22 protein-coding genes and 1 tRNA gene are annotated in these 24,554 nt (G+C 63.8%); 5 read left to right on the top strand and 18 right to left on the bottom strand.

Going from position 1 to position 24,554, the window contains the following annotated elements; translation table 11 throughout:
• Positions 1-216: 216 nt before the first annotated feature.
• A tRNA-Val gene (locus OEG79_RS08870) sits at positions 217-293 on the bottom strand.
• Between the two features lie 184 nt (positions 294-477).
• On the opposite strand from OEG79_RS08870, the gene OEG79_RS08865 reads away from it, so the two are divergent.
• Positions 478-1,761 carry an NAD(P)/FAD-dependent oxidoreductase gene (locus OEG79_RS08865; RefSeq protein ID WP_143498659.1) on the top strand — a complete coding sequence of 428 codons (1,284 nt, stop codon included), beginning with the start codon at positions 478-480 and terminating at the stop codon, positions 1,759-1,761.
• A 49-nt stretch (positions 1,762-1,810) separates the two neighbouring features.
• On the opposite strand, the gene OEG79_RS08860 is transcribed toward OEG79_RS08865, so the two are convergent.
• The 12 genes from OEG79_RS08860 to OEG79_RS08805 all read right to left on the bottom strand — a co-directional run bounded on the left by OEG79_RS08860 (position 1,811) and on the right by OEG79_RS08805 (position 15,544).
• Positions 1,811-2,692, bottom strand: coding sequence for a PA2778 family cysteine peptidase (locus OEG79_RS08860; RefSeq protein WP_264148388.1), 882 nt, complete (start codon positions 2,690-2,692; stop codon positions 1,811-1,813).
• A 56-nt stretch (positions 2,693-2,748) separates the two neighbouring features.
• A complete protein-coding gene (locus OEG79_RS08855) occupies positions 2,749-3,156 on the bottom strand; it encodes a PA2779 family protein (RefSeq protein ID WP_021490532.1) in 408 nt (135 codons plus the stop codon).
• A gap of 57 nt (positions 3,157-3,213) precedes the next feature.
• Complete coding sequence (locus OEG79_RS08850) at positions 3,214-4,959, bottom strand: NahK/ErcS family hybrid sensor histidine kinase/response regulator (RefSeq protein WP_264148387.1); 1,746 nt, start codon at positions 4,957-4,959, stop codon at positions 3,214-3,216.
• Positions 4,943-6,106, bottom strand: a complete 1,164-nt coding sequence (gene ercA, locus OEG79_RS08845) for an alcohol dehydrogenase-like regulatory protein ErcA (protein WP_264148386.1) — start codon at positions 6,104-6,106, stop codon at positions 4,943-4,945. Before ercA ends, OEG79_RS08850 begins: the two co-directional genes overlap by 17 nt.
• Positions 6,107-6,183: 77 nt before the next feature.
• Complete coding sequence (locus tag OEG79_RS08840; RefSeq protein WP_264148385.1) at positions 6,184-8,100, bottom strand: alpha/beta hydrolase family protein; 1,917 nt, start codon at positions 8,098-8,100, stop codon at positions 6,184-6,186.
• Positions 8,088-9,242 (bottom strand): pyrroloquinoline quinone biosynthesis protein PqqE, encoded by a 1,155-nt coding sequence (gene pqqE / locus OEG79_RS08835; RefSeq protein WP_264148384.1) that lies wholly within the window; start codon positions 9,240-9,242, stop codon positions 8,088-8,090. The genes OEG79_RS08840 and pqqE overlap by 13 nt, the downstream gene beginning before the upstream one ends.
• Positions 9,214-9,486 (bottom strand): pyrroloquinoline quinone biosynthesis peptide chaperone PqqD, encoded by a 273-nt coding sequence (gene pqqD / locus OEG79_RS08830; RefSeq protein ID WP_264148700.1) that lies wholly within the window; start codon positions 9,484-9,486, stop codon positions 9,214-9,216. Before pqqD ends, pqqE begins: the two co-directional genes overlap by 29 nt.
• A 20-nt stretch (positions 9,487-9,506) precedes the next feature.
• The gene (gene pqqC / locus OEG79_RS08825) at positions 9,507-10,259 is read right to left on the bottom strand and encodes a pyrroloquinoline-quinone synthase PqqC (RefSeq protein ID WP_264148383.1); all 753 of its coding nucleotides are present in this window, start codon (positions 10,257-10,259) and stop codon (positions 9,507-9,509) included.
• A gap of 27 nt (positions 10,260-10,286) precedes the next feature.
• Positions 10,287-11,201, bottom strand: coding sequence for a pyrroloquinoline quinone biosynthesis protein PqqB (gene pqqB / locus OEG79_RS08820; protein ID WP_264148382.1), 915 nt, complete (start codon positions 11,199-11,201; stop codon positions 10,287-10,289).
• Between the two features lie 46 nt (positions 11,202-11,247).
• Positions 11,248-11,319: a pyrroloquinoline quinone precursor peptide PqqA gene (gene pqqA, locus OEG79_RS08815; protein WP_003243383.1), complete on the bottom strand. Its 72-nt coding sequence runs from the start codon at positions 11,317-11,319 to the stop codon at positions 11,248-11,250.
• A gap of 599 nt (positions 11,320-11,918) precedes the next feature.
• Positions 11,919-13,439, bottom strand: coding sequence for an aldehyde dehydrogenase family protein (locus OEG79_RS08810; RefSeq protein ID WP_264148381.1), 1,521 nt, complete (start codon positions 13,437-13,439; stop codon positions 11,919-11,921).
• Between the two features lie 329 nt (positions 13,440-13,768).
• Positions 13,769-15,544 (bottom strand): methanol/ethanol family PQQ-dependent dehydrogenase, encoded by a 1,776-nt coding sequence (locus tag OEG79_RS08805; RefSeq protein ID WP_264148380.1) that lies wholly within the window; start codon positions 15,542-15,544, stop codon positions 13,769-13,771.
• 250 nt (positions 15,545-15,794) lie between these two features.
• Here OEG79_RS08805 and OEG79_RS08800 point away from each other — a divergent pair, with 250 nt between their 5' ends.
• Together OEG79_RS08800 and OEG79_RS08795 are read left to right on the top strand one after the other, a co-directional pair.
• On the top strand, positions 15,795-17,027 hold the full coding sequence (locus OEG79_RS08800) for an ABC transporter substrate-binding protein (RefSeq protein WP_264148379.1): 1,233 nt from the start codon (positions 15,795-15,797) through the stop codon (positions 17,025-17,027).
• A gap of 99 nt (positions 17,028-17,126) precedes the next feature.
• Positions 17,127-17,513 carry a hypothetical protein gene (locus OEG79_RS08795; RefSeq protein ID WP_264148378.1) on the top strand — a complete coding sequence of 129 codons (387 nt, stop codon included), beginning with the start codon at positions 17,127-17,129 and terminating at the stop codon, positions 17,511-17,513.
• A 180-nt stretch (positions 17,514-17,693) separates the two neighbouring features.
• On the opposite strand, the gene OEG79_RS08790 is transcribed toward OEG79_RS08795, so the two are convergent.
• From OEG79_RS08790 to pedF, 5 genes are all read right to left on the bottom strand, one after another.
• Entirely contained in the window at positions 17,694-18,632 is a 939-nt protein-coding gene (locus tag OEG79_RS08790) for a quinoprotein relay system zinc metallohydrolase 1 (RefSeq protein WP_413247532.1), read from the bottom strand.
• Positions 18,633-18,652: 20 nt separating this feature from the next.
• Positions 18,653-18,967: an EthD family reductase gene (locus OEG79_RS08785; RefSeq protein ID WP_264148377.1), complete on the bottom strand. Its 315-nt coding sequence runs from the start codon at positions 18,965-18,967 to the stop codon at positions 18,653-18,655.
• A complete protein-coding gene (locus tag OEG79_RS08780; RefSeq protein WP_264148376.1) occupies positions 18,964-19,737 on the bottom strand; it encodes a quinoprotein dehydrogenase-associated SoxYZ-like carrier in 774 nt (257 codons plus the stop codon). Before OEG79_RS08780 ends, OEG79_RS08785 begins: the two co-directional genes overlap by 4 nt.
• 26 nt (positions 19,738-19,763) lie before the next feature.
• Entirely contained in the window at positions 19,764-20,651 is an 888-nt protein-coding gene (locus OEG79_RS08775) for a substrate-binding periplasmic protein (protein ID WP_264148375.1), read from the bottom strand.
• A 130-nt stretch (positions 20,652-20,781) separates the two neighbouring features.
• Positions 20,782-21,201, bottom strand: a complete 420-nt coding sequence (gene pedF, locus OEG79_RS08770; protein WP_264148374.1) for a cytochrome c-550 PedF — start codon at positions 21,199-21,201, stop codon at positions 20,782-20,784.
• 329 nt (positions 21,202-21,530) lie between these two features.
• Between pedF and exaA the strand changes: the two genes are divergently transcribed.
• Both exaA and OEG79_RS08760 read left to right on the top strand, forming a co-directional pair.
• Positions 21,531-23,393 (top strand): quinoprotein ethanol dehydrogenase, encoded by a 1,863-nt coding sequence (exaA, locus tag OEG79_RS08765; protein WP_413247531.1) that lies wholly within the window; start codon positions 21,531-21,533, stop codon positions 23,391-23,393.
• Between the two features lie 242 nt (positions 23,394-23,635).
• Entirely contained in the window at positions 23,636-24,295 is a 660-nt protein-coding gene (locus OEG79_RS08760; RefSeq protein ID WP_264148373.1) for a pentapeptide repeat-containing protein, read from the top strand.
• Positions 24,296-24,554 lie beyond the last annotated feature (259 nt).

The raw sequence follows: 24,554 nt of genomic DNA, 5'->3' as shown, positions 1-24,554 counted from the left end.
CAGGAAGCGATTCGGCGGTATACCCGCCTAACAATGGCAGGAGCCCGAAGGCCAACCAGACCGAACCAAGTCACTGGAGGTAAAGAGTGTGAATGCTTTCAGAAAGCCTGAGCCGTGACAAGCAAGCACATGAAACAAACATGAAAATCCGGTACCGCTACCCAGGAAATTCGGGCAACAAAAAAGGGGTCGCTCAGCGACCCCTTTTTATCGATTTGGTAGGCACAATTGGACTCGAACCAACGACCCCCACCATGTCAAGGTGGTGCTCTAACCAACTGAGCTATGTGCCTTCGATGGGTGCGCATTCTACGCAGATCTTTTTGGCCGTCAACAGATTTTTTCTCTAACTCACTGAAATAGGCCAATTTTTTATTCGAAGCAGGAACGTTGAATATTTCGCACGGGCACTAGCCGGGCATTTTCAACTCAGGTAGCATCGATTCATTCGTAAAAAATAAAGAACAGAGGTTCAAGATGGCGCACACGGCCTACCCCCAATCCTATTACGCCGCCTCAGCCAACTCCGTTCCGCAACGCCCAGCCCTGCAAGGCGAGGTGGAAACCGATGTGTGCATCATCGGCGCGGGTTATACCGGCCTGTCCACTGCACTGTTTCTGCTGGAGAACGGTTTCAAGGTCAGCATCGTCGAAGCGGCCAAGGTTGGTTTTGGCGCATCGGGCCGCAACGGCGGGCAGATCGTCAACAGCTACAGCCGTGATATCGACGTGATCGAACGCACCGTTGGTCCGAAGCAGGCGCAACTGCTCGGGCAGATGGCCTTCGAAGGCGGACGCATCATTCGTGAGCGCATCGCCAAGTACGACATCCAGTGCGATCTGAAGGACGGCGGCGTGTTCGCCGCACTGACCAGCAAACAGATGGGTCATCTGGAATCACAGAAGAAGCTGTGGGAGCGCTACGGCCATACCCAGCTGGAGCTGCTGGATGCCAAGCGCATCCGCGAGGTGGTGGCAACCGAAAACTACGTTGGCGGCATGCTGGACATGAGCGGTGGCCATATTCACCCTCTGAACCTGGCACTGGGTGAAGCAGCCGCGGTGGAGTCGCTGGGTGGGGTGATCTATGAGCAGTCCCCCGCCACCCGCATCGACCGTGGCGCCAACCCGGTGGTGCACACCCCTGAAGGTCGCATCAAGGCCAAGTTCGTGGTGGTCGCCGGCAACGCCTATCTCGGCAATCTGGTGCCGGAACTGGCTTCCAAGTCGATGCCGTGCGGTACCCAGGTGATCACCACCGAACCGCTGTCCGACGAAGTCGCCGCGAGTCTGTTGCCACAGGATTACTGCGTCGAGGACTGCAACTACCTGCTCGACTACTACCGACTTTCTGGCGACAAGCGCCTGATCTACGGTGGTGGCGTGGTCTACGGCGCGCGCGATCCGGCGAATATCGAGGCGATCATCCGCCCAAAGATGCTCAAGACCTTCCCGCAACTGAAGAATGTGAAGATCGACTTCGCCTGGACCGGCAACTTCCTGCTGACCCTTTCGCGTCTGCCGCAAGTCGGCCGTATCGGCGACAACATCTATTACTCCCAGGGGTGCAGCGGCCACGGCGTGACCTACACGCACCTCGCCGGCAAGGTGCTGGCCGAAGCCCTGCGCGGCCAGGCCGAACGCTTCGATGCCTTCGCCGGCCTGCCGCACTATCCCTTCCCGGGCGGCCGTCTGTTCCAGGTCCCGTTCAGCGCCATCGGCGCCTGGTACTACACCCTGCGCGACAAGCTGGGCGTCTGACCAACGCATAAATGAAAACGGCGCCCAAGGGCGCCGTTTTCATTTGCGTTCATGGACAGGCCGGCAAGGCCTGGCACTGTCCGGCAGAACCACTGGCTGTCGGTGATGCAGCGAACCGCGAGTCCTCCGGCGCCAGACGCTGCGCACAGGCCTGAGCCTGCTGCGCCTCATGCGCGCAACCCTGCTCGCCCAATACCTGGGACAGGTTGAACCAACCGGCAGCAAACCCCGGCTCACGCTTGAGACTCTGACGCAGCGCCTGTTCGGCACCCTTGCGGTCGCCATCGGCGTAACGACTGTTGCTCAGGGCGAACCAGGGCAGCGACTGTTCCGGCCAGGCTTCGGTGGCGCGGCGATACGCGCGCCGTGCCGGCTGGGCATTGCCGGTCTGCTCGAGATCGTTGGCGGCCTTCATCCAGACGTGCATGTCGGCCTGTGCCGGCAGGCGCTCAGGCGGCAGAGTCAGCACCGCCCAGCGACCGCCTCGCGCCCAGGTCTTGTCGAAGCTGGCGAAACTGTCCACGAGGCGGCGCGTAGTCGCCGAACGCAGAATCAGCGTGCGCTCACGACGGTCATAGCCAACCACGACCGCGAAATGCCACTGCGGATACCAGTCGAACGCCAGGTTCTGTAGTACCAGTACCGGATTGCCGGCCGCCACTTCGGCCAGCACCGCGTCCAGCCGTGGCTGCAATGGGTACACCAGCATCTCGTGGTTGCGCGCAGCGGCGACCATCTCGACCTGCAGGCTGCCTTCACGACTGGGGATGTAGACCTTGTCCTTGAGCGCGCCCGGTGTAGTCAGCACACCGCGCTGGTTGAGCATGGTGGCCAGGGCAGCCGGTCCACACTGATAGGCATCCTGGGGAAAGAAGGGAACATCGGTGAGCTCCACCCGTTCAGGCAGGCGCTGGGCCTCCGGTGACAACACCGGAGACCGAGCGCAGGCTGTAAGCAGAACGAGTGAAGCGATGCAGCAGAGGCGAATCAGCGATTTATGCATTTGACGAAATTGAAGATATTGGTGGCGCACAGCATATCAGTGATGATGAAGATCACCAGAAACAACACGATGATGCCGACCACACCCGCACCGGCAGGCGCCTGATCCAGCTGCTGGTTGAACTGCGCCAGTTCGGCCGGGGTCAGGCTGGCGATACGCGATTCGACCTGATCACGGTCGACGCCCATGGACACCAGTTTCTCCTTTACCTGCTCGTCATCGAGCATGGCCATCAACTGCTCCTGGTCCACCTTGTGCTGCTGCTCGGCGATCACTTCGTGAGTGCCTACCATCGCAGCGTTCGCAGCGGGAATCTGCACCACCAGCAGCAGATGAAACAGTGCGGTGATAGCAGCCAGACGACGCATGACGGGGTTCATGGAAATTGTCATTGTGGTTATCTCCTAAGGGACGGGGTAGCCAATAGACACCACCGAAAACCCGCAGGTTCAGTTCATCGATCTGCTGCCCTGCGCCTCCGTCAGGAGCTGGCTGAGCACCGCTCGCAACTTGCCCGGCTTGACCGGCTTGTTCAGCAAGGGCGCACCCAGCGCCTGCAATTCGCGACGGCAGGCATCGCTGCGATCGGCGCTGATTATCAGCGCAGGAATCGGGCTGGCAAACTCTTCACGCAATTGCTGAATCACCTGGCAACCGAGCACGCCATGATCGAGGTGATAATCCGCCAGAATCACCTCCGGCGCCCTGCCCTGCAAACGCTGCTGCGCTTCACTCAGATCGGCTGCGGTGATCACCTCGCATCCCCACTGGCCGAGCAGCGCCTGCATGCTGTGCAGGATGTCCACCTCGTTGTCGATCACCAGCAGGCGGCGACCCGGCAGCGGATTGCCGAGAACCGGTTGCGCCACGGATTGCGCCTGGCGCCGCGGAGTCTCCTGCGCCAGAGGCACCCGGATGCTGAAAACCGAACCGCGACCCGGCTGCGAGCGCACCTGTATCGGGTAACCCAGCATGCGCGCGATGCGTTCAACGATCGCCAGGCCCAGGCCGACGCCCTTGCGCTCAGCGGCGCGACCGACTTCCAGCTGGTTGAACTCGAGGAAGATCTTGTCCAGCTGATCGGCAGCGATGCCACGCCCGCTGTCCCACACCTGCAGCTCGACGAAGACACCACGCCGCCGCGCACCGAGCAGCACGCCACCGCGCTCGGTGTAACGGCAGGCGTTGCTGAGGAAGTTGCGCAGGATGCGCGTCAGCAGCCGGAAATCGGTATGCACCGCATAACCGGGGACTCGTGCCCGCAGCCGCAAACCACTGGCCGAAGCCACACTTTCGAACTCGGACGCCAGCGGCGCGAGCAATTCTTCAAGCCGGTAGACATCGAGATCCGGCTTGATTGCCGCCTGATCCAGCTTGGAAATATCCAGCAGATCGGCCAGCAGATCCTCAGCCCCTTCCAGCGCCAGGTGGCTGCGTTCCACCAGGTTCTGCTCGGCGCTTGGCAGCTCGCGCTCGCGTAGCGTGGAAATCAGCAGGCGCGCAGCATTGAGCGGTTGCAGTAGGTCGTGACTGGCCGCGGCCAGGTACTTGTCCTTGCTGCGGTTGGCCGCCTCGGCGGCGTCACGCGCTTCGCGCAGGGCCAGTTCGATGCGCTCGCGCTCCTCGATCTGCCGCTTAAGGTTGCGGTTGGATTCGAGCAGCTCGAAGGTGCGCGCGGCAACGCGGCGCTCCAGTTCGTCATTGAGCTGTTGCAGACGCTGCTGCGCCTGCTTGCGCTCAGTGATATCGGCGACGAAGCCCTCGAACACCCCCTCGCCCCCAGGCTTGAGCAGCAGGTTCATCAGCACATCGATGGTGCTGCCGTCGCGCCGGCGCAGGCGCGTTTCGTAACCCAGCAACATCTGCCCCTGGCTCAGCCGCTGGCGAATCACCTCCAGCTCGTCGAAACCACCGTCGAACAGATGCAGGGCCAGATCGTCCGGCGACCAGAGCACCTGCTGCGGATCATCGTAGCCGAGCATGCGGGCCATCGCCGGGTTGGCCGCCAGCACGCCGTCCTGCAGGCTGGCCTGGATGATGCCGTGCACCGCGTGCTCGAACAGCCATTTATAGCGATTGCGCTCGGTTTCCAGCTCTTCCAGGCGCGCCAGCAGTTCGGGATAGTGGCTCTTGCGCGCGGACTGGCTGCCGAGGCCGAGCAGCCCGGCCAGCGCTTCGTCAGAGCGCCTCGCCATACACCACCTCGACGTCACGCTGGGTCGATTCGCGCGGATTGGTCAGGATGCACGGATCGTCCATGGCGTGGCTGGACAGGAACGGAATGTCCGAGGTGCTGACACCATGCAGGCCAAGGGTTTCGCGAAAACCCATGGCGTGCTTGAAGGCGATCAGATGATCGACCAGACGCTGGCGAATCTGCACGTGGTTGAGCCCGCGGCAGTCGATGCCGAGGGTTTCGGCGATGACCTTGAAGCGCTCCGGCGCCGCGCTGTAGTTGAACGCCACCACATGTTCCACCAGCACCGCATTGCACAGACCGTGCGGCAGGTCGAGGAAACCGCCGAGGCTGTGGCTCATGGCGTGCACCGCGCCGAGAATCGCATTGGAGAAGGCCAGGCCGGCCTGCATGCTGCCGAGCATGATCTTCTCGCGCAGCGCAATGTCATTGGGGTTGGCGATCATCTCCACCAGGTTGCCGTTGATCAGGCGCATGGCTTCCAGTGCGTGCGGGTCGGTCAGCGGACCGTGGCCGGTGGAGACGAACGCCTCGATGGCGTGCACCATGGCGTCGATGCCGGTACAGGCCGACAGGAACGGGTCCATGCTCAGGGTGGTTTCCGGGTCGATCAGCGACACATCCGGCACCACCGCCTTGCTGACGATGGAGAACTTCATCCGCTCCTGCTGATTGGAGATGATCACGAACTGCGACACGTCGGCCGAAGTACCGGCAGTGGTCGGGATCAGGATCAGCGGCGGGCTGGGCACGCGAATGGTGTCCACGCCTTCGAACTCGAGAATGCTGCGGCCATGGGCGACGACGATACCGATGCCCTTGGCGCAATCCATCGGGCTGCCGCCGCCGACCGCGACGATGACGTTGCAGCCCTCGCTGAGGTACAGCTCGGCGCCCTCCATTACCTCTTCCACGCGCGGGTTGGGCGACACCTTGGTGTACAGGCAATAGGCGATGCCCTGGGCCTGCAGACTGGCCTCTACATCGCCGGCCCAGCCGGCCGCGACCACGCCGGGATCGGAGACGACCAGCACCTTGCGTGCGCCGAAGGTCTTGGCGTAATTGCCGACGTTATGCCGGGAGCCGGCACCAAAGATGATCTCGGGGGAAACGAACTTTCGCAGCTGATTCAATTCGTGGCTCATACAACGGCCTGAAATTTCTTGTTATGGAATGGCGATCAGCCTACTGCATTGCCCGGTTTATGCAATGCGACCTGCGTTCAGCCCAGACGCTGATAAAAGGCATGCTCGGCCCGCAGCGCCTCGGCCAGGTTGGCAGCCTGACGGAAACCGTGGCGTTCTTCGGCGAACAGGTGATATTCGACCGGCAAACCGCGCTGACGCAACGCCTCGACCATGCTTTCGGTCTGGCTCGGCACCACCACGGCGTCCAGCGCGCCCTGAAAGAAGATTACCGGCACATCGATCCTGTCGGCCTGCAACAGCGGCGTACGGCTGCGATAACGCTCGGCGTCGAGCTGCGGATCGCCGATCAGCCAGTCGAGATAATCCGCCTCGAACTTGTGTGTCAGCCGGCGCAAGGCCAGCGGGTCACTGACGCCGTAGAGGCTGGCGCCACCTCGTAGCTGCGGCAGTTCGGCCAGCGCCCGCAGCGCGCTGAAACCACCGGCGCTGCCACCACGCACGAACACCCGCTGCGGGTCGATTTGGCCGTCACGGGCCAGTGCATCGATGGCGGCGCCAATGTCCTCTACCTCCAGCTCGCCCCAGTTGCCAGCCAGACGCAGTCGATAGGCCCGGCCGTAACCGCCGCTGCCCCGGTAATTGAGGTCCAGCACGGCGAAGCCGCGCAGCGTCCAGAAGGCGATGCGCGGGTCGAACACCGGATAGCTGGCCGAGGTAGGCCCGCCGTGCAGGAAGATCACCAGCGGCGGACGCTCATGGGTTGAAGCCGGCGAGTAGAAAAAGCCGTGGCTGCGTTCGTCCTCGCCCACCGCACAGGTGAAAGGCTTGGGCCGTGATAGCTGCTCCTCACCCAGCGGCTGCTCGCCACCGGCCAGTATCCGCACTGCGCCATCATCCCGACTGATCGCCAGCACGGCCGGCAGACGATCCGGCGCGGCGGCGATGCAGTAGAAGTGCTCGGTATCAGCGTCCAGGGAGCGAAAGCGGGTGAAACCCTCGGCCAGCCGCCATTCTGCCTTCGGGTTGGGTGACGCCGGGCGCCCATGTACAACCAGGACGCCTGTACCCTGCTCGAATCGAGTCAGCAGAAGCTCGTCATTATCCAGTGGCAGATAGGTGCGGCCACCCAGCTGCCAGGGCGCCGGCGCATGATCGTAAGGCGTAACGACACGCACCCTGTCGTTATCGATGCACTCGGGCTGCCACCAACCCGACCGGTCACTCAGCACCCAAAGCCTGCCCTGCGCATCGACGCGCGGCTGCTGCAGGGCCTGATCACCGTCCTGTGTGCTCAGCACCTGACTGCGCCCGCCAGACTCACGCTGACACAGACGCGTGGCAACCCAGGGCTGGTTTGGGCGATCCCACTCGATCCAGGCCAGACGCTGTCCAGTGGAGTCAGCCACCGGCGCGGCATAGAAGTCTGCGCCCTCGACCAGAACATCGCGTTTGCCTCCAAGGCCGATGCGCACCAGGCGGTGCACCACCGCCTCGCCTTCATGACTTTCTTCCACGGCCAGCAGTGCCTGCCAGGCGGGCACGAAGAACAGGTCGCCGTAGCGGCAATTGGCGCGCTCCGTGAGCGCCTGAAGCTCATATCCTGCAGGAGCGGTTGGACGGTATTCCTCTTTGGCCGCGATGCCCGATGAATCAAGATAAATCGCGGCTGAAGTCCCTCCTACCGAACTGCTCGCAATCGGCAGGTGATAAATCTGCTGATCAAGCTCATTGACGAACGCCACGCCCTGCTCCGTGGCGCAGCAGGCGCCACCGCCGTACTCGTAGACCCGGCTGCACACGGAGAATCCCGCCGGGGTCAGCTCGCGGCTGCTTCCGTCACGCCAGAAAAAAAGCCCGCAGCGCGCCTGCAGCGGGTCGAACGCTACCCACAACAGTCCGCCGTGGGCCGCGTGCAGTTCGGCGAAGTCGGCACTGGCCGCAGCGGCCTGCTCGGCGCTCCAGATACTGTCCGGCTCGCTCAGGCCTTGCATATGATCCGCGAGGCTTTTTCGTTGCGGTACTGCAGCTGAGCCAGTTCCAGCGCGGCGTCCTCAGCCTGCTGGCGGGCAGCGAGAATCACACCATGGTGCGCTGACTTGCTGCACACTGGGTCGGCGTTGCTGGCATCGCCGGTGAGCATGAAGGCCTGGCAGCGACAGCCGCCGAAATCCTTGTCCTTCTCGTCACACGAACGACAGGGCTCGGGCATCCAGTCATCACCACGGAAGCGGTTGAAACCGAACGACTCGCGCCAGATATGCGAGAGGCTGTGCTCGCGCACGTTGGGAAACTGCACCGGCAACTGCCGCGCACTGTGGCAGGGCAGCGCCGTGCCGTCCGGGGTGATGTCGAGGAACAGGTTGCCCCAGCCGTTCATGCACGCCTTGGGGCGCTCCTCGTAATAGTCCGGGGTGACGAAGATCAGTTTGCACGGGTGGTTCTGCGCCGCCAGCTTGTCGCGCCACTGGTTGGTGATGCGTTCGGCGCGTTCCAGTTGCGCGCGGGTCGGCAGCAGCCCTGCGCGGTTGAGTTCGGCCCAGCCATAGAACTGGCAGGTAGCGAGTTCGACGAAGTCCGCCTCCAGCTCCAGGCACAGCTCGATGATGCGCTCGATGTTGTCGATGTTGTGCCGGTGGGTGACGAAGTTGAGCACCATCGGGTAGCCGTGAGCCTTGACCGCACGGGCCATGGCCAGCTTCTGCGCGAAGGCTTTCTTCGAGCCGGCCAGCAGGTTGTTCACTTCCTCGTCGGCGGCCTGGAAGCTGATCTGGATATGGTCCAGCCCGGAGTCGGCGAACTCGGCGATACGCGCTTCGGTCAGGCCGATGCCGGAGGTGATCAGGTTGGTGTAGTAGCCCAGGCCGCGCGCCGCTGCGATCAGCTCGGCCAGATCCTGGCGCACCAGCGGCTCGCCACCGGAGAAGCCCAACTGCGCCGCACCCAGCTCGCGCGCCTGGCGAAATACCTCGATCCACTCGGCGGTACTCAGCTCCTCGCCGTGCCGGGCGAAATCCAGCGGGTTGGAGCAGTACGGGCACTGCAACGGGCAGCGGTAGGTCAGCTCGGCCAGCAGCCACAGCGGTGGCCCTGCTTCGTGCCCCGGCTTAGCGAAGCTCGATCCAGAACTGAGCATGGGCCACCTCCATGAATGCGAGGATGTCCTCGTCAATACCGGGCACATCGGGAAAGCGCTGGTGCAGGTTGCCGATGATCTCGGCCACCGAGCGCTTGCCGTCGACCTGCTGGAGGATTTCGCCAGCACTGTCGTTGAGCTTGATCATGCCTTCCGGGTAGAGCAGCACATGGCAGCCCTGAGCCGGTTCGAACTGCAGGCGGAAACCACGGCGGATGGCCGGGACGCTGCCAGGCGCCAGCATCTGGTTGGTGTTCAGTGCGTTCACAGGGCTATCCCCCGATGCCAGACGCGCTCGGCAGTCACGGTGTGATACGGCGGGCGCTCCAGCTCGTAGGCCATGCTCATGGCATCGAGCATGCTCCACAGCACATCCAGCTTGAACTGCAGGATCTGCAGCATGCGCTCCTGCGCCTCGCGGGTGCGGTAGTGTTCGAGGGTGATGCGCAGGCCATGTTCGACATCACGGCGCGCCTCCTTCAGGCGCTTGCGGAAGTAGTCGTAGCCGGTGGCATCAATCCATGGATAGTGCTGCGGCCAGGCATCCAGGCGCGACTGGTGGATCTGCGGGGCGAACAGTTCGGTCAGCGAACTGCTGGCCGCTTCCTGCCAGCTGGCACGGCGAGCGAAGTTGACGTAGGCATCGACGGCGAAGCGCACGCCGGGCAGCACCAGTTCCTGCGACAGCACCTGCTCGCGGTCGAGCCCGACCGACTCGGCCAGGCGCAGCCAGGCCTCGATGCCGCCCTCCTCGCCCGGTGCACCGTCATGGTCGAGAATGCGCTGAATCCACTCGCGGCGGGTTTCGCGATCCGGGCAATTGGCGAGGATCGCCGCGTCCTTCATCGGGATGTTGACCTGGTAATAGAACCGGTTGGCCACCCAGCCCTGGATCTGCTCGCGGGTCGCCCGTCCTTCGTACATGGCGCGATGGAACGGATGGTGGATGTGGTAGAGCGCGCCCTTGGCGCGCAGCGCCTGCTCGAATTCAGCGGGGCTCATGGCAGTCTGGCTCATCGGCTCTCCGTGTTGTTCTTGTTGGCCTTACAGGCGGATGCTCATGCCGTCGAAGGCGACCTCGATGCCATGCGCGTCCAGCTCGGCACGCTCGGGCGAATCCAGGTCGAGAATCGGGTTGGTGTTGTTGATATGGATAAGGATCTTGCGTGCCGAAGGCAAGCCGTCGAGCACCTCGATCATGCCGCCCGGGCCACTCTGGCACAGGTGACCCATCTCGCTGCCGAGCTTGTCGCCTACCTCGCAGACGCGCATCTCGTCGTCGCGCCACAGCGTGCCATCGACCAACAGGCAGTCGGCGCGGCGCATCCAGCCGAGCAGCTGCTCATCCACCTGGCCCAGGCCAGGGGCGTAGAACAGGCAGCGGCCAGTGCGCCGGTCCTCGATGAACAGGCCGATGTTGTCGCCCGGATGCGGATTGCCGCGGTGCGGCGAATACGGCGGCGCGCTGCTGCGCAGGGCGATGGCGGTGATGCTCAGCGCCGGGCAGGCGGGAATGACGAACGGCTCAGCATCCAGCTCGATCAAGCGGTGCTGCAGGCCGCCATTCCAGTGGCTGAGCATGTTGAACAGCGGGAAGCCGGTGGTCAGATCCTGATGCACCATCTCGGTACACCAGACCTGATGCGGGCAGCCTTCGCGCAGGGTCAGGAGGCCGGTACAGTGGTCGATCTGGCTGTCGAGCAGAACGATGCCGGCAATTGCCGTATCACGCAGCTTGCGCGCCGGTTGCAGCGCAGGAAAGGCTTCGAGCTGCGCGCGAATATCCGGTGAGGCGTTGCACAGGATCCACTGCTGACCGTCATCGGAAATGGCAATGGACGATTGCGTGCGCGGCTGCGCCCGCAAGGTGCCGGCCCGTACGCCGCGGCAGTTGCGGCAGTTGCAGTTCCACTGGGGAAAGCCGCCACCGGCGGCGGAGCCGAGAATCTGGATATGCATGGAAGTCACCAGCGGGATGCCCCGGACGAGCCGGGGCCAGGAGCGATCAGCGGTTGGCGAAATACATCGTCACTTCGAAGCCAATGCGCAGGTCGGTGTAGGCGGGTTTAGTCCACATGGTGCGGTCCTCTTGTTATTGAGCCGGGGCATTCCGGCAACTCCATTAAGCCCCCGCCAGGCAGGCGGCCAAATGGTACTTTGGGAGGAGATTCGGCTGGCATTGGTAGGTAGCGCATGAGCCTGGACGGCCATGCGAGGTCCTGCATGCAACCACCCCCCTTCCGTATTGGGACATGGCCAGGCGGAAAGGTTCGGCTGACATTTCCTGCAAGGACAGGCAAGCCCAGGCCGGCAAGCAGCGATGGCAACCAATAAAAAACGCGGCCGAAGCCGCGTCGCGATAAGGATCTGCTGCCGTTCAGGCCCATGACTGCCTGCAGATCCACCCGGGTAGGGTTCTTCGCCTGGCAAGAGGCGGCGCACCGGAGCGAGTGCGCCACCTTTGGTACATAGCCGGCTCACGATCTTGCGAGCTAGAGACCTACAAGGCAGAAGCAGGTGAGGAACGGTCGGAGTCGCGGGCGACTGTACTTTTGTCCGCATGACTCGCTTCGCTCGCCCCTCCGGGGCCGCACTGAAGTGCGTTGGCCGCAAGCGGCCTGCCGAGCCTGCTTCTAACGCAGTAGGGCCGACGCGCAGCAGATCGTGTGCTGGCTATCAGAAGAAGCCCAGCGGATTGATGTCGTAGCTCACCAGCAGGTTCTTGGTCTGCTGATAGTGGTCGAGCATCATCTTGTGGGTTTCGCGGCCGACACCGGACTTCTTGTAGCCACCGAACGCAGCGTGCGCCGGGTACAGGTGGTAGCAGTTGGTCCATACGCGACCGGCCTTGATCGCACGACCCATGCGGTAGGCGACGTTGATGTCGCGGCTCCACACGCCGGCACCCAGGCCGAACTCGGTGTCGTTGGCAATCGCCAGGGCTTCGGCTTCGTCCTTGAAGGTGGTCACACCGATCACCGGGCCGAAGATCTCTTCCTGGAACACGCGCATCTTGTTGGTGCCCTTGAGCAGGGTCGGCTGGATGTAGTAACCGCTGGCCAGGTCACCCTCCAGACGCTCGGCCGCACCGCCGGTCAGCACCTGCGCGCCTTCCTGCTGAGCGATTTCGAGGTAGCTGAGGATCTTGTCGAACTGCTGCTGCGAGGCCTGGGCGCCGACCATGGTTTCGGTGTCCAGCGGGTTGCCACGCTTGATCTGCTTGACCTTCTTCATCACCTCGGCCATGAAGGCGTCGTAGATCGACTCCTGCACCAGCGCACGCGACGGGCAGGTGCACACCTCGCCCTGATTGAAGAAGCCCAGCACCAGACCTTCGGCGGCCTTCTCGATGAAGGCCGGCTCGGCGTTCATGATGTCGGCGAAGAAGATGTTCGGCGATTTGCCGCCCAGCTCCACGGTGGAGGGAATGATGTTCTCGGCGGCGCACTTGAGGATGTGCGAGCCGACCGGGGTGGAACCGGTGAAGGCGATCTTGGCGATGCGCTTGCTGGTGGCCAGTGCTTCGCCGGCTTCACGACCGAAGCCCTGGACGATGTTGAGCACGCCCGGCGGCAGCAGGTCGCCGATGATTTCCACCAGCAGGGTGATCGACAGTGGCGTCTGCTCGGCCGGCTTCATGACGATGGCGTTGCCGGCAGCCAGGGCCGGAGCCAGCTTCCAGGCGGCCATCAGCAGCGGGAAGTTCCACGGAATGATCTGCCCGACCACGCCCAGCGGCTCATGGAAGTGGTAGGCCACGGTGCCGTCGTTGATTTCGGCGGTGCTGCCTTCCTGGGCGCGAATGCAGCCGGCGAAGTAGCGGAAGTGGTCGGCGGACAGTGGCACGTCGGCGTTCAGCGTCTCACGCACGGCCTTGCCGTTGTCCCAGGTTTCGGCCACGGCCAGCAGTTCGAGGTTGGCTTCGATACGGTCGGCGATCTTCAGCAGGATGTGCGAGCGCTCCTGCACGCTGGTGCGGCCCCAGGCATCGGCAGCGGCATGCGCGGCGTCCAGCGCCTTGTCGATGTCGGCGGCATTGGAGCGGGGGAATTCGCCGATCACCGAGCCGTCGACCGGGCTGGTGTTGCTGAAGTACTGGCCGCTCAGCGGAGCGACGAATTCACCGCCGATATAGTTGCCATAGCGCGGCTTGAGGGTGACGACGGAGCCTGCGGAACCCGGTTTCGCGTAAATCATGATGCTGACCTCTCTTGTTGTCGGTGCCCGCTCCGGGTTGGTGGAGCGAGTCATGGTTCGATCTTAGGAAGCCCCTGAAAACCTCGGTATGCGCCCATGGCACAGATCGCCTAGTTATTTGGTAGTAGAGCGGCAAGCGGTCTGGGCCGGGCCTTTGGCAGCGAGATACGGGCCATGAAAGCTAAAGGCTAGACCCGTTCGCCTGGTCTTGCGCTGCCGGACGGGGAAATTCGCCCGTGGCATTTCGCAGCGGCTTCGCAGATGACTGAGCGGAGCCGGAAACGACGATGGCCGGACATCGGTCCGGCCATCGTCTGCTGCTGGAACGATCAGCGCTTGGCTACCAGCTCCTTCGGCAGTTTGAAGGTCCACAGCATGCCGCCCTGGTTCAGGTGCTTGACGCGCTTGGCCACTTCACCGCCCCACAGCGGTACCGCACCGCCCCAACCGGAGAGCACCGAGACGTACTGCTCGCCGTCCATTTCCCAGGTCACCGGCGAGCCGATCACACCCGAGCCGGTCTGGAATTCCCAGACCTTCTCACCGGTCCTGGCGTTGAACGCCTGCAGGTAGCCTTCCGGGTTGCCGGTGAACACCAGGTTGCCCTTGGTGGTCAGCACCCCGCCCCACAGCGGCGCATAGTTCTTGTGCCGCCAGACTTCCTTGCCGGTCTTAGGATCGATGGCGCGCAGCACGCCGATGTATTCCTCGTTGAGCGGCTTGATGGTGAAGCCGGCACCCAGGTAGGCCGCGCCCTTTTTGTAGGCGATGTCCTCGTTCCAGATGTCCATGCCCCATTCGTTGGACGGCACGTAGAACAGGCCGGTGTCCTGGCTGTAGGCCATGGGCATCCAGTTCTTCGCGCCGAGGAAGGCCGGTGCGGCGAATACGCTCGTACCCTTCTCTGCCGCGCTCGGCGAGCCGGGACGGTTGCTGTCGTCGTAGATCGGCCGGCCATTCTTGTCCAGACCCTTGGCCCAGGTGATCTTGTCGACGAAGGGGAAGCCGCGGATGAACTTGCCGTTGGTGCGGTCGAGCACGTAGAAGAAGCCGTTGCGGTCCGCGGTCGCAGCCGCCTTCACGGTCTTGCCGCCTTCCTGGTAGTCGAAGGAGATCAGCTCGTTGACACCGTCGAAGTCCCAGCCGTCATGTGGCGTGGTCTGGAAGTGCCATTTGATGCTGCCGTCGTCCGGGTTGAGCGCCAGACGCGAGGACGAATAGAGGTTGTCGCCAGGGCGCAGGTGCGAGTTCCACGGCGCCGGGTTGCCGGTACCGAAGAACAGCAGGTTGGTATCGGCATCGTAGTAACCGCCCAGCCAGGGCGCGGCGCCGCCGGTCTTCCACAGATCGCCCGGCCAGGTCTTGCCGGCCTCGCCACCGCTGATGCCGTTTTCCACGGCCTTGCCGTCCTTGTAGACGTAGCCCATGTGGCCTTCCACGGTCGGACGGCTCCACAGCAGCTCGCCGTTCTTCGGGTTGTAGGCTTCGATCTTGCCGACCACGCCGAACTCGCCACCGGAGACACCGGTGATCAGCTTGCCGTTGACCACCAGCGGCGCTGCGGTGATCGAATAGCCGGCCTTGTGATCGGCTACATTCTTGCGCCAGACCACCTTGCCGGTGTCCTTGTTCAGCGCCACCAGCTTGGCGTCCAGGGTGCCGAAGATCACCAGATCGTCGTACAGGGCGACACCCCGGTTGATCACGTCACAGCAGGGGCGGATGTCGTCCGGCAGGCGCGCTTCGTACTGCCACAGCTCGCGACCGGTACGGGCATCGACGGCGAACACCCGCGAGTAGGAGGCAGTGACGTACATCACGCCGTCCTTGATCAGCGGCTGCGCCTGCTGGCCACGCTGCTTCTCGCCACCAAAGGACATGGCCCACACCGGACGCAGTTCCTTGACGTTCTGATCGTTGAGGATGTTCAGCGGGCTGTAGCGCTGCCCCTGCAGACCGAGACCGTTGGTGACGATCTCATTGGTGGTGGTGGCGTCCTTGAGAATCTCGGCGTCGGTGACCGCCAGCGCGGCGGCGGACGGCAACAGCATGGCGGCACAGAGTGCGGTGAGGAGGAAGGGCTGGCGAAGACCGGCGTGTTTCATTGCGGCTACCTCTGCGGGTTCATTGTTATTGCCGGGAATTTTTCCCGGTCTGCCGCGAATTCTTGGCTCGCACAGGCCACCCAACAATTGCACCCCCAGCCGATTTTCCTCGTTCCTTGGTAGCAATACCTGCCCTTCCGCCACTCAGGGCAGATCGCCGCAAGTAGCAACCAGGCGCCACCAAAAGCCCATGGTGCAGGGGCAGCGTGATCCGTAGAAAGGCACCTCCCCATTTACAAGGAGAATGCCCATGGGACGCGTCCTGTTCGCACTGCTACTGACCGCTTTGCTTGGCCAGGCGCAGGCGGAAAGCCTGAAGATCGGCCTCAACTATCCGCGAACCGGCAACTACAAGGACGAAGGCCTGGAGTTGCGCCGCGGTGCCCTGCTCGCCGTGGAAGAGATCAACCGCCAGGGGGGTCTGCTCGGGCGCCCGCTGGAGCTGCTGAGCGAGAACACCGACTCCAATGCCGCACAGGCCACACGCAACGTCGAGCACTTTGCCAGACAGGGCGCTCGCATGGTCTTCGGTGGAGCTACCAGCGAAGAGGCCATCGCCGCCGGGCAACGCGCCCGCGAGCTGGGCCTGCTGTATTTCGCCACCCTCGGTTACGCCAACGACGTCACCGGTCAGGCCGGCCAGCGTTACCTGTTTCGCGAGTCCGGCAGCGCCTGGATGAGTGCGCGGGTACTCGGCGAATACCTGGCCTGGCATCTGCCGCGCCAGCACTATTACTACATCGTCATCGATGACGCCTGGGGTCGCAGCATCGAGCAGACCCTGCGCCTGGCCACCGGCAGCACCGACCGTGCCCGCCATGGCCGCAGCACCCTGCCCCCCGGCCCGGTGCGCCGCGAGCAGTACCGGGCCGCCATGGACAAGGCGGCGGCCAGTGGCGCCGACGTGCTGGTACTGGCGCTGCTCGGCGACAACCTGCAGCGCAGCATGCGTCTGGCACACAACAGGGGCCTGAAACAGCGCATGCAGATCATCGTGCCGAACCTGACCAAGAGCCTGGTGCAGCAGGTCGGCCCGCAGGTAATGGAGGACGTGATCGGCACCGAAACCTGGACCTGGGACACCCCGAAACTGGAGAACAGTGAAGCCGGCCAGCGCTTCGTCGAACGCTATCTGCGCGAACATCAGGAGTACCCGGGCGGTACCGCTGCCTCCGCCTACACCGTCGTTCAGCAATGGGCCGATGCCGTCAGGCGCAGCGCCAGCACCGATGCCGAAACCCTTATCGCCGCGCTCGAGGGTCATAGCTACCAGTTGCTCAAGGACGAGCAGCAATGGCGCGATTTCGACCATCAGAATCTGCAGAGCATCTATGCCGTGCGCGTGCGCAAGCGCGAGCAGATCATGCGTGACACGCTCAAGCAGCATTACTTCGAGATCATTCACCGCATGAGCGGCGAGCAGGCCGCACCCAGTCACGACGAGTGGATCCAGGAACGAGGCGAAGTGCTCAGCCTGCAGTGACGTCCGTCACCTGCCTGAACGCGCGAGATTCACGATGATTGCGGCGGCCACATCTTTGCCCGACACTTGGCCGCCCGCACATTCTGATCGGAGACGCCCGTGCCCCAAGCCCGCCAGGAAATTCTCAACCATCCCGATGCACTGGACTGCACGGTCTATCGTCCCGACGAGCAGGACCCGGATGCAGAAGAGCAGGATCTGGGCGACGGCAAGGTCCTGATCACCGGTGCCTTCGAGCCGCCCGTGGACTGGGATGCGCACCAGCGCGAGGACTACTACGGCGAAGAAGACCCCACCCATTTCGTCACCGCCCATATCGAATGCCTGGCCAAGCCGGCCACCCGGGAATTCTTCATGCCCGAGAGCGGCGACTACGTGGCCGTACAGCCCAGCCTGGGCGAGGTGGTGATGTATTACGTCTACGACCACGAGGAAACCGAGCACGGTCGCCATTACGTGCTGATTCGTGACGACGAGGAGCTCTGATCGCTGAGCGTGGGAGGCGCTTCAGTGGCGACGCCCTATACGCAAGTCGCGGCTAAAGCCCCTCCCACATGAGCAGCCTGTAGCGCGGATGAAATACGGCGAATAGCGAGCATATTCCTCGCGGATTTCATCCGGGCTACGAAGCCGTGGCGACGTGCGCACCGATGATTGCGCAAGTCTCTAATCCTGACGATCCACCCGCGCCATGGCATTGCGCTCATAGCGCGGGTAAAGATGGCTGACGCTGCGGGTCAGCTCATAGCGTGACAGGCTGACCTCGGCGAAGCGCTCAGGGATCGGCGCGCGGATCAGCTCGTTCATCTCCGCGCCCTGCTCCGCTCCCTTGCGCAGCAGGTCATCGAGCCATCCGAGGTAATCGCGCATCTGCGCGAAAGGCGCTGCATCACGGGTCACCGGGCCATGGCCAGGCACGATCTGCTGCCATGTCAGCGCTTCGAGGCGATCCAGATCGGCCAGCCATACATCCAGCCCCGGGCTGTTCGGCGTGGTCAGCGCGCGCTGGTAGAACAGGATATCGCCGGCGAACAACACGCCCGTGCGCTCGTCGAGAATCGCCAGGTCGGCGCCGGTGTGACCGCGCAGCGCCAGCAACTGCAGGCGCCGGCCGCCAATCTCCAGCGGGCCTTCCTGCAGCGCCTCGCTGGGCAACACCACTTCTGTACCGCGCATCCAGTCGCCGACCAGGCGGTACATGTTCTCCGCCATGGCGTCGCCCTGCTCGGCCAGCAGCCTGGTGGTTTCGGGCAACGCCGCAATGGGCACGTCGGCGAAAGCCTGGTTGCCCAACACATGATCGGGATGATGGTGCGTCAGCAACACGCGCACCACCGGCTTGCCGGTGGTCTGCTCGATGCTCTGGCGCAGCGCCTCGCCGTAGCGCCGCGACGGACCGGTGTCGATCACCACCACGCCGTCGCTGGTCTCGATGAAGCCGACGTTGACGATATTGCCGCCGTTGTCCGCGGCAAAATGGTCGGTGCTGCCCTCCAGCAGCCAGATGCCGGGCGCGATCTGCTTCGGGGCCAGACGGTAGTCGAGCGCAGCCTGAGCCGCCAAACTGCAGCCGAGGACGAGACAAAGCAGCAGGAAACGCAGCATGGAACCTCCGGATGGCGGGGTCAGGCCAGGCAGACCTCGCTGATCTGCAGCACGGGCGTGGCGTTGGTGAAATTGGGCAGATCACCCATGATCCGCTCGGCATGCGGGGCGAAGGCCTGCTGGAAGGCCTCCAGGCTGTCGAACAGCAGATGCCCGACCGCCACGAACGGCGCCGGCTCACCGGGCGCGCCACCCGCCAGGCCGTGGTCTACGGCAATGCCCCTGCAGGCCGCGCCGAGGCACTCGCGCACCAGCGCCATGTGGGTGTCGCAGTAGTAGTCGAGGTCGAAGCGCACCCCGGCTGCGTTCGGATACAGCACACTGACTTTGATCATGAGGATCTCCTGTTCTCGGCCGGCAGATCGGCCTGAAATTCATTGCCGTTGTTGTCGCGCAGCCACAGCTCCGCGGATTGATCATCACGCAGGTCGAAGGTCAGCGTCGGGTTCTCGCCGACCGCCGGGAACAGTTCCAGGCGGCCCAGCACCTGGCCGTCGGCACCGCGCAGTTCGGCCTCTTCGATGTAGAACTCGGGGATGCCGCCAACCAGGCCGTTGTCCATCGGGTGCGAGACCTGCAGGCGCAGGCGGCTGCCGTCGCCGCGTTCGAAGCGCTTGCCGAGCACCTGACCCAGGCGCTCCTCCCAGCCGGCCTCGGCGCGTACCACGCTGGGCGCGGTGCAGCCACCACCGGCAGCCTCGATGCGCGCCGAGCCGATATGCCAGACGCCGTCGTCGGTCAGCACCGCCGCGCGGATCGGCGTGGCCTGCTCGACGCGGATGCGAATCGCCAGGCTCGGCTCCAGCTGCTCGCCCGGGGTGAAATCGAAGATCTGCGGAATCGGATTGAGCTCGGCCCAGGCCAGAATGCGCCTGACCTTGCCGCGATAGGCACTGGCGTCGATCTGGATCGGCACCTGGCGCGAATCCTCGGCGAACGGCGGCACCTCGAGGCGAACCCTGTCGTCGAAGACGAAGGGCTCGGCGTTGAGCAGGCGCTGATGGTAGTAGTCCCACATCACCGAGGTGACCGGATCGGGCGCGGCGGCCCGCGCCTCCCAGGCCCAGGCAAACAGGGCCAGCAACATCAGGCTGCGCCAATCCATCATTACCTCCGCTGCGGCTGAAACCACTATTGGTATTGTTCAGGCTTCTCGTAACGCAGCCCGTAGCGCGCATACAGGCGCTCGAGCGAACCATCGAGAATCAGCTTTTCCAGCTGTTCTTCCAGGGCATAGGCCAGTTGCCGGTTGGTCTCGTGCACCGCCATGCCGATCTCCCAGATCTGCCGGCCCATGTCCGGATAGGCGTTTTCCGCAAGTATCAGCTGCGGATCGCCCGCCTCGTGCAGCAGCCAGTCGACCTCGCCACGCAGCGCCATCACTGCATCCACTTCACCGCCCTGCATGGCGGCGAAGGCCAGTTGCGGCGTCGGGTAGTGGCGGGTTTCCTGGCTGAGCATGCCACTGTGCACCGAACTGAGGTAGAACGACGGCACGCTCTCCACTTCCACACCGATCGGATGCTGTCGCAAGGCATGGATGCTCGGCACCTCGGGCAGACGCCGACGGTCGAAGGCCAGCTGCCAGCGCTCGCGCTGATAGGGGCCGAACATCACCACCCGTTCGTTGACCAGTTCGCCCAGCTCGTTGCGCATCTGTGCGTAGTCGCGGTCGTAGGGCACCCGCAGCATCACGTCGGCCAACTGGCCCTGCGCAGTCACCCGGCCACGCCAGATGTAGTCGCGCAGGTCGTCGTCGAGCTTTTCACCCGGCGGTGCCCACATCAGCTCAAGCTTCAGGCCGAGGCCTTCTGCCAGCGCCCTGGCCAGTTCGTAGTCGACGCCACACGGCTGGCCGTCCTGCTCGTAGCTGTAGGGCGGGAAGTTCTGGTACAGCGCCACGCGCAGGGTGCCCGACTCGGTGATGCGGTCGAAGTCACGCACCTGCGCCTGGGCGGTTCCCAGGCACAGCAGCAGACCACACAGGGAGATCACACGCCGCAAAGCGCAGGAGCTCATTAAGAAATCCGCGCGAGCGATGGCAGCTCGCACCGGGCCTGCGTGCAGCAAGCGCAATGTATTGAAATACATGAGCATTGCGAGCACCGGAGTGCGAGATGCCGAGCGCAGCAGATTCTTCATCAGGCGCCTACTCCTCGACGTGCACGCTCTCCAGGTATGTACGCACCGCCCACAGCGCCTCCTGACTGAGGAAGTTGGCCATCTTCGGCATGTACACGCGCCCGTCGCGCACCGCACCGTTGATCACCCGCTCCTTGAACCACTCGTCCCCGCTCGCCCCCAGCTCCAGCAGACGCAGGTCCGGGGCGATACCGCCGGACTTGGCTTCCAGGCCATGACAGGCGGCACAGTTCTGGTTGTAGGCCGAGGCGCCGATTTCGACGGCACGCGGATTGTCCCGGTAGGGGTTCTCGTCCAGCCATTCCTCACCCAAGGGCTCCAGGCCATCGGTGTTCACCGCCTGCGGTACCACATCACCGTGCGCCCAGAGATTGGTCGACGCGGCGAGCAGCAGCAACGCCAGGCTGGATTGGATCTTCTTGTTCATGGCTAGGACCTCATCTAATGCACGCAAGACAGCCCGTTCAGAGCTCGTGGCGACCATCTTAGAAAGGCCGCACGGAGCGCCGAATGCTGCTTTGGTGGTCGCGCTCTAGTCCCTTGGTAGTAGGGCTTGGGTGGGGGTGTGCGTGATGCCTTGGCAGCAAGGCCAAGTCATGTCCCGACCGGGAAATCCTCCCGGCAAAGTCGGGAGTTTTTCCGTAGGCGCGAAGGTGGCCGGGCACCACCATCGACTTGCCTCTGCAGGACATCGCCAGAACCGCGTTCTTGCGGCGCCACTGCGGCGACCTACCACCTCCAATGGGAAGCACAACGATGACAACAAGAAACCTACCCAGCACCCCACGCCCCCTGGCGCTTGCCCTCATGCTGGCGGGCGGCCTGGCGCTGAGCCAGGGCGCGATCGCCAAGCCGGTCACCTGGGAAGACATCGCCAACGACCACCTCACCACCAACAACGTGCTGCAGTACGGCATGGGCACCAACGCCCAGCGCTGGAGCCCGCTGGCTCAGGTGAACGCCGACAACGTGTTCAAGCTGACCCCGGCCTGGAGCTACTCCTTCGGCGACGAGAAGCAGCGCGGCCAGGAATCCCAGGCGATCATCCACGACGGCGTGGTCTACGTGACCGGCTCCTACTCGCGCGTCTTCGCCCTCGACGCCAAGACCGGCAAGCGCCTGTGGACCTACAGCCACCGCCTGCCCGATGACATCCGCCCGTGCTGCGACGTGGTCAACCGTGGCGCCGCCATCTACGGCGACAAGATCTATTTCGGCACCCTCGACGCCCGCGTCGTGGCGCTGAACAAGGACACCGGCAAGGTGGTGTGGAACAAGAAGTTCGGCGACCACTCCGCCGGCTACACCATGACCGGCGCACCGACCATCGTGAAGGACGGCAAGACCGGCAAGGTGCTGCTGATCCACGGCAGCTCCGGTGACGAGTTCGGCGTGGTCGGCCGCCTGTTCGCCCGCGATCCGGACACCGGCGAGGAAATCTGGATGCGTCCGTTCGTGGAAGGCCACATGGGCCGCCTGAATGGCAAGGACAGCACCCCGACCGGTGACATCAAGGCGCCGAGCTGGCCGGATGACCCCAACAGCCCGACCGGCAAGAAGGAAGCCTGGAGCCAGGGCGGCGGCGCGCCGTGGCAGAGCGCCAGCTTCGATGCCGAAACCAACACCATCATCATCGGCGCGGGCAACCCGGCGCCGTGGAACGGCTGGGCACGCACCGCCGACGGTGGCAATCCCAAGGACTACGACAGCCTGTACACCTCCGGCCAGGTCGGCGTCGACCCGACCACCGGTGAAGTGAAGTGGTTCTACCAGCACACCCCGAACGATGCCTGGGACTTCTCCGGCAATAACGAGCTGGTGCTGTTCGACTACAAGGACAAGGACGGCAAGGTCACCAAGGCCACCGCCCACGCCGACCGCAACGGTTTCTTCTACGTGGTCGACCGCGCCAACGGCAAGCTGAAGAACGCCTTCCCCTTCGTCGACAAGATCACCTGGGCCAGCCACATCGACCTGGAAACCGGTCGCCCGGTCGAAAACGAAGGCCAGCGTCCGCCGAAGCCGAAAGCCGGCGAATCCAAGGGTGAAGTGGTCGAGGTCTCGCCGCCCTTCCTCGGTGGCAAGAACTGGAACCCGATGGCCTACAGCCAGGACACCGGCCTGTTCTACGTACCGGCCAACCACTGGAAGGAGGACTACTGGGCCGAGGAAGCGCACTACAAGAAAGGCTCTGCCTACCTGGGCATGGGCTTCCGCATCAAGCGCCTGTATGACGACCACGTCGGCATCCTGCGGGCGATGAACCCGACCACCGGCAAAGTGGTATGGGAACACAAGGAGCGCCTGCCGCTGTGGGCCGGCGTACTGGCCACCAAGGGCAACCTGGTGTTCACCGGAACCGGCGACGGCTACTTCAAGGCCTTCGACGCCAAGAACGGCAAGGAGCTGTGGCAGTTCCAGGTTGGCACCGGGATCATCTCCCCGCCCATCACCTGGGAACAGGACGGCGAACAGTACATCGGCGTGACCGCCGGTTACGGTGGTGCGGTACCGCTGTGGGGCGGCGACATGGCCGATCTGACCAAGCCGGTCGCCCAGGGTGGATCCTTCTGGGTGTTCAAGCTGCCGAGCTGGGACAAGACCACCGCCAAGCGCTAAAGGCTGAACGCATGGCGCACCTGGGTGCGCCATGCACGCTACTGTGGGAGGGGCTTTAACAGGCTGTTGAAAAACTACCTGCGTTGCCATTGCTGCGTTAAAAATAGGCTCAAAATGCTCATTTACAGCTCGTAAACTCCGCTTTTTCGCCTGTTTTTGCCTTGCACTGGCTGCCTCACCTACGTTTTTCAACGGCCTGTTAGCCGCGACTGCCTCCCCCATCACCCATTCGAGGACTCGCCATGAACTACCTGCCCCTGCTTATCCCGGCCCTGCTGCTGGTACTCGGCAGCCATGCCATCGGCGCCGAAACTCAGAACGACGGCGTGCCGCAGATCAACGGCTGCCGCATCGAACCCGACAGCAAATGCCCCAACGCCAACCTGCGTGGCGCCGACCTGCGCAACCTCGACATGCGCCGCATGGACCTGTCCGGGGCCGACCTGTCCGGCGCAGACCTGCGCCACGTCAACCTCGACCTGGCCAATCTGGAAAAAGCCAAGCTGCGCGGCGCCAACCTGACCCGCGCCAGCCTGCAACAAAGCAACCTGCGCCTGGCCGACCTGTCCGGCGCCAATCTGGTTGCCATCAGCGGCTGGGCCCTGTTCGCCCAGGCGGCGCAGTTCGAAGGCGCCGACATGCGCGCCGCCAATCTGGAATTCGCCCGGCTCTCCGGCGCCAAGCTGCACAACGTCCAGTTGCAGGCAGCCAACCTGGAAATGACCTGGCTGAGCAAGGCCGATCTCAGGGGCGCGCACCTGGAAGATGCCAACCTGCAGGAAGTGAAACTCGGCGGCTCCAATCTGGAGAACGCCAACCTCACCGGCGCGCGCACCCGCTTCGGCAACTTCCAGGACGCCAACATGCCCGGCTGCGTGCAGTGCCCGAAGGGCTGGGACTGAGCCGATCCCGCAAGCCCCCCTTACCGTAGGAGCGGCTGGGCGGCATTCCGTTTTAGCCGCGATGTTCATGAGCGCATCGCGGCTGAAGCCGCTCCTACCCACCAGATCGAACACCGTGCCAGAAAAAATCACCCTTTCCCCTTAGCTAAAACAACCTGAACCATGCCCACCCAGGGCAATCCCTTCTTAGGAACAGTCAGATCGAGGCGGCAGCAGCCGGGCCGCCAACAGTCATTGACCCAAGAGGGATCTGCCGTGA

Source organism: Pseudomonas sp. Z8(2022) (assembly GCF_025837155.1).
In the GTDB taxonomy this organism is placed as follows: Bacteria; Pseudomonadota; Gammaproteobacteria; order Pseudomonadales; family Pseudomonadaceae; genus Aquipseudomonas.
Note: the sequence above shows the minus strand (reverse complement) of the source record. Positions and strands in the feature narration are given on the sequence as shown.

Coding starts and splice junctions, on each gene's coding strand:
- OEG79_RS08865 (WP_143498659.1), top strand. CDS start 478: ATGGCGCACACGGCCTACCCCCAATCCTATTACGCCGCCTCAGCCAAC.
- OEG79_RS08855 (WP_021490532.1), bottom strand. CDS start 3,156: ATGACAATTTCCATGAACCCCGTCATGCGTCGTCTGGCTGCTATCACC.
- OEG79_RS08850 (WP_264148387.1), bottom strand. CDS start 4,959: ATGGCGAGGCGCTCTGACGAAGCGCTGGCCGGGCTGCTCGGCCTCGGC.
- ercA (WP_264148386.1), bottom strand. CDS start 6,106: ATGAGCCACGAATTGAATCAGCTGCGAAAGTTCGTTTCCCCCGAGATC.
- OEG79_RS08840 (WP_264148385.1), bottom strand. CDS start 8,100: ATGCAAGGCCTGAGCGAGCCGGACAGTATCTGGAGCGCCGAGCAGGCC.
- pqqE (WP_264148384.1), bottom strand. CDS start 9,242: ATGCTCAGTTCTGGATCGAGCTTCGCTAAGCCGGGGCACGAAGCAGGG.
- pqqD (WP_264148700.1), bottom strand. CDS start 9,486: ATGCTGGCGCCTGGCAGCGTCCCGGCCATCCGCCGTGGTTTCCGCCTG.
- pqqC (WP_264148383.1), bottom strand. CDS start 10,259: ATGAGCCAGACTGCCATGAGCCCCGCTGAATTCGAGCAGGCGCTGCGC.
- pqqB (WP_264148382.1), bottom strand. CDS start 11,201: ATGCATATCCAGATTCTCGGCTCCGCCGCCGGTGGCGGCTTTCCCCAG.
- OEG79_RS08810 (WP_264148381.1), bottom strand. CDS start 13,439: ATGATTTACGCGAAACCGGGTTCCGCAGGCTCCGTCGTCACCCTCAAG.
- OEG79_RS08805 (WP_264148380.1), bottom strand. CDS start 15,544: ATGAAACACGCCGGTCTTCGCCAGCCCTTCCTCCTCACCGCACTCTGT.
- OEG79_RS08800 (WP_264148379.1), top strand. CDS start 15,795: ATGGGACGCGTCCTGTTCGCACTGCTACTGACCGCTTTGCTTGGCCAG.
- OEG79_RS08790 (WP_413247532.1), bottom strand. CDS start 18,632: ATGCTGCGTTTCCTGCTGCTTTGTCTCGTCCTCGGCTGCAGTTTGGCG.
- OEG79_RS08785 (WP_264148377.1), bottom strand. CDS start 18,967: ATGATCAAAGTCAGTGTGCTGTATCCGAACGCAGCCGGGGTGCGCTTC.
- OEG79_RS08780 (WP_264148376.1), bottom strand. CDS start 19,737: ATGGATTGGCGCAGCCTGATGTTGCTGGCCCTGTTTGCCTGGGCCTGG.
- OEG79_RS08775 (WP_264148375.1), bottom strand. CDS start 20,651: ATGAGCTCCTGCGCTTTGCGGCGTGTGATCTCCCTGTGTGGTCTGCTG.
- pedF (WP_264148374.1), bottom strand. CDS start 21,201: ATGAACAAGAAGATCCAATCCAGCCTGGCGTTGCTGCTGCTCGCCGCG.
- exaA (WP_413247531.1), top strand. CDS start 21,531: ATGACAACAAGAAACCTACCCAGCACCCCACGCCCCCTGGCGCTTGCC.
- OEG79_RS08760 (WP_264148373.1), top strand. CDS start 23,636: ATGAACTACCTGCCCCTGCTTATCCCGGCCCTGCTGCTGGTACTCGGC.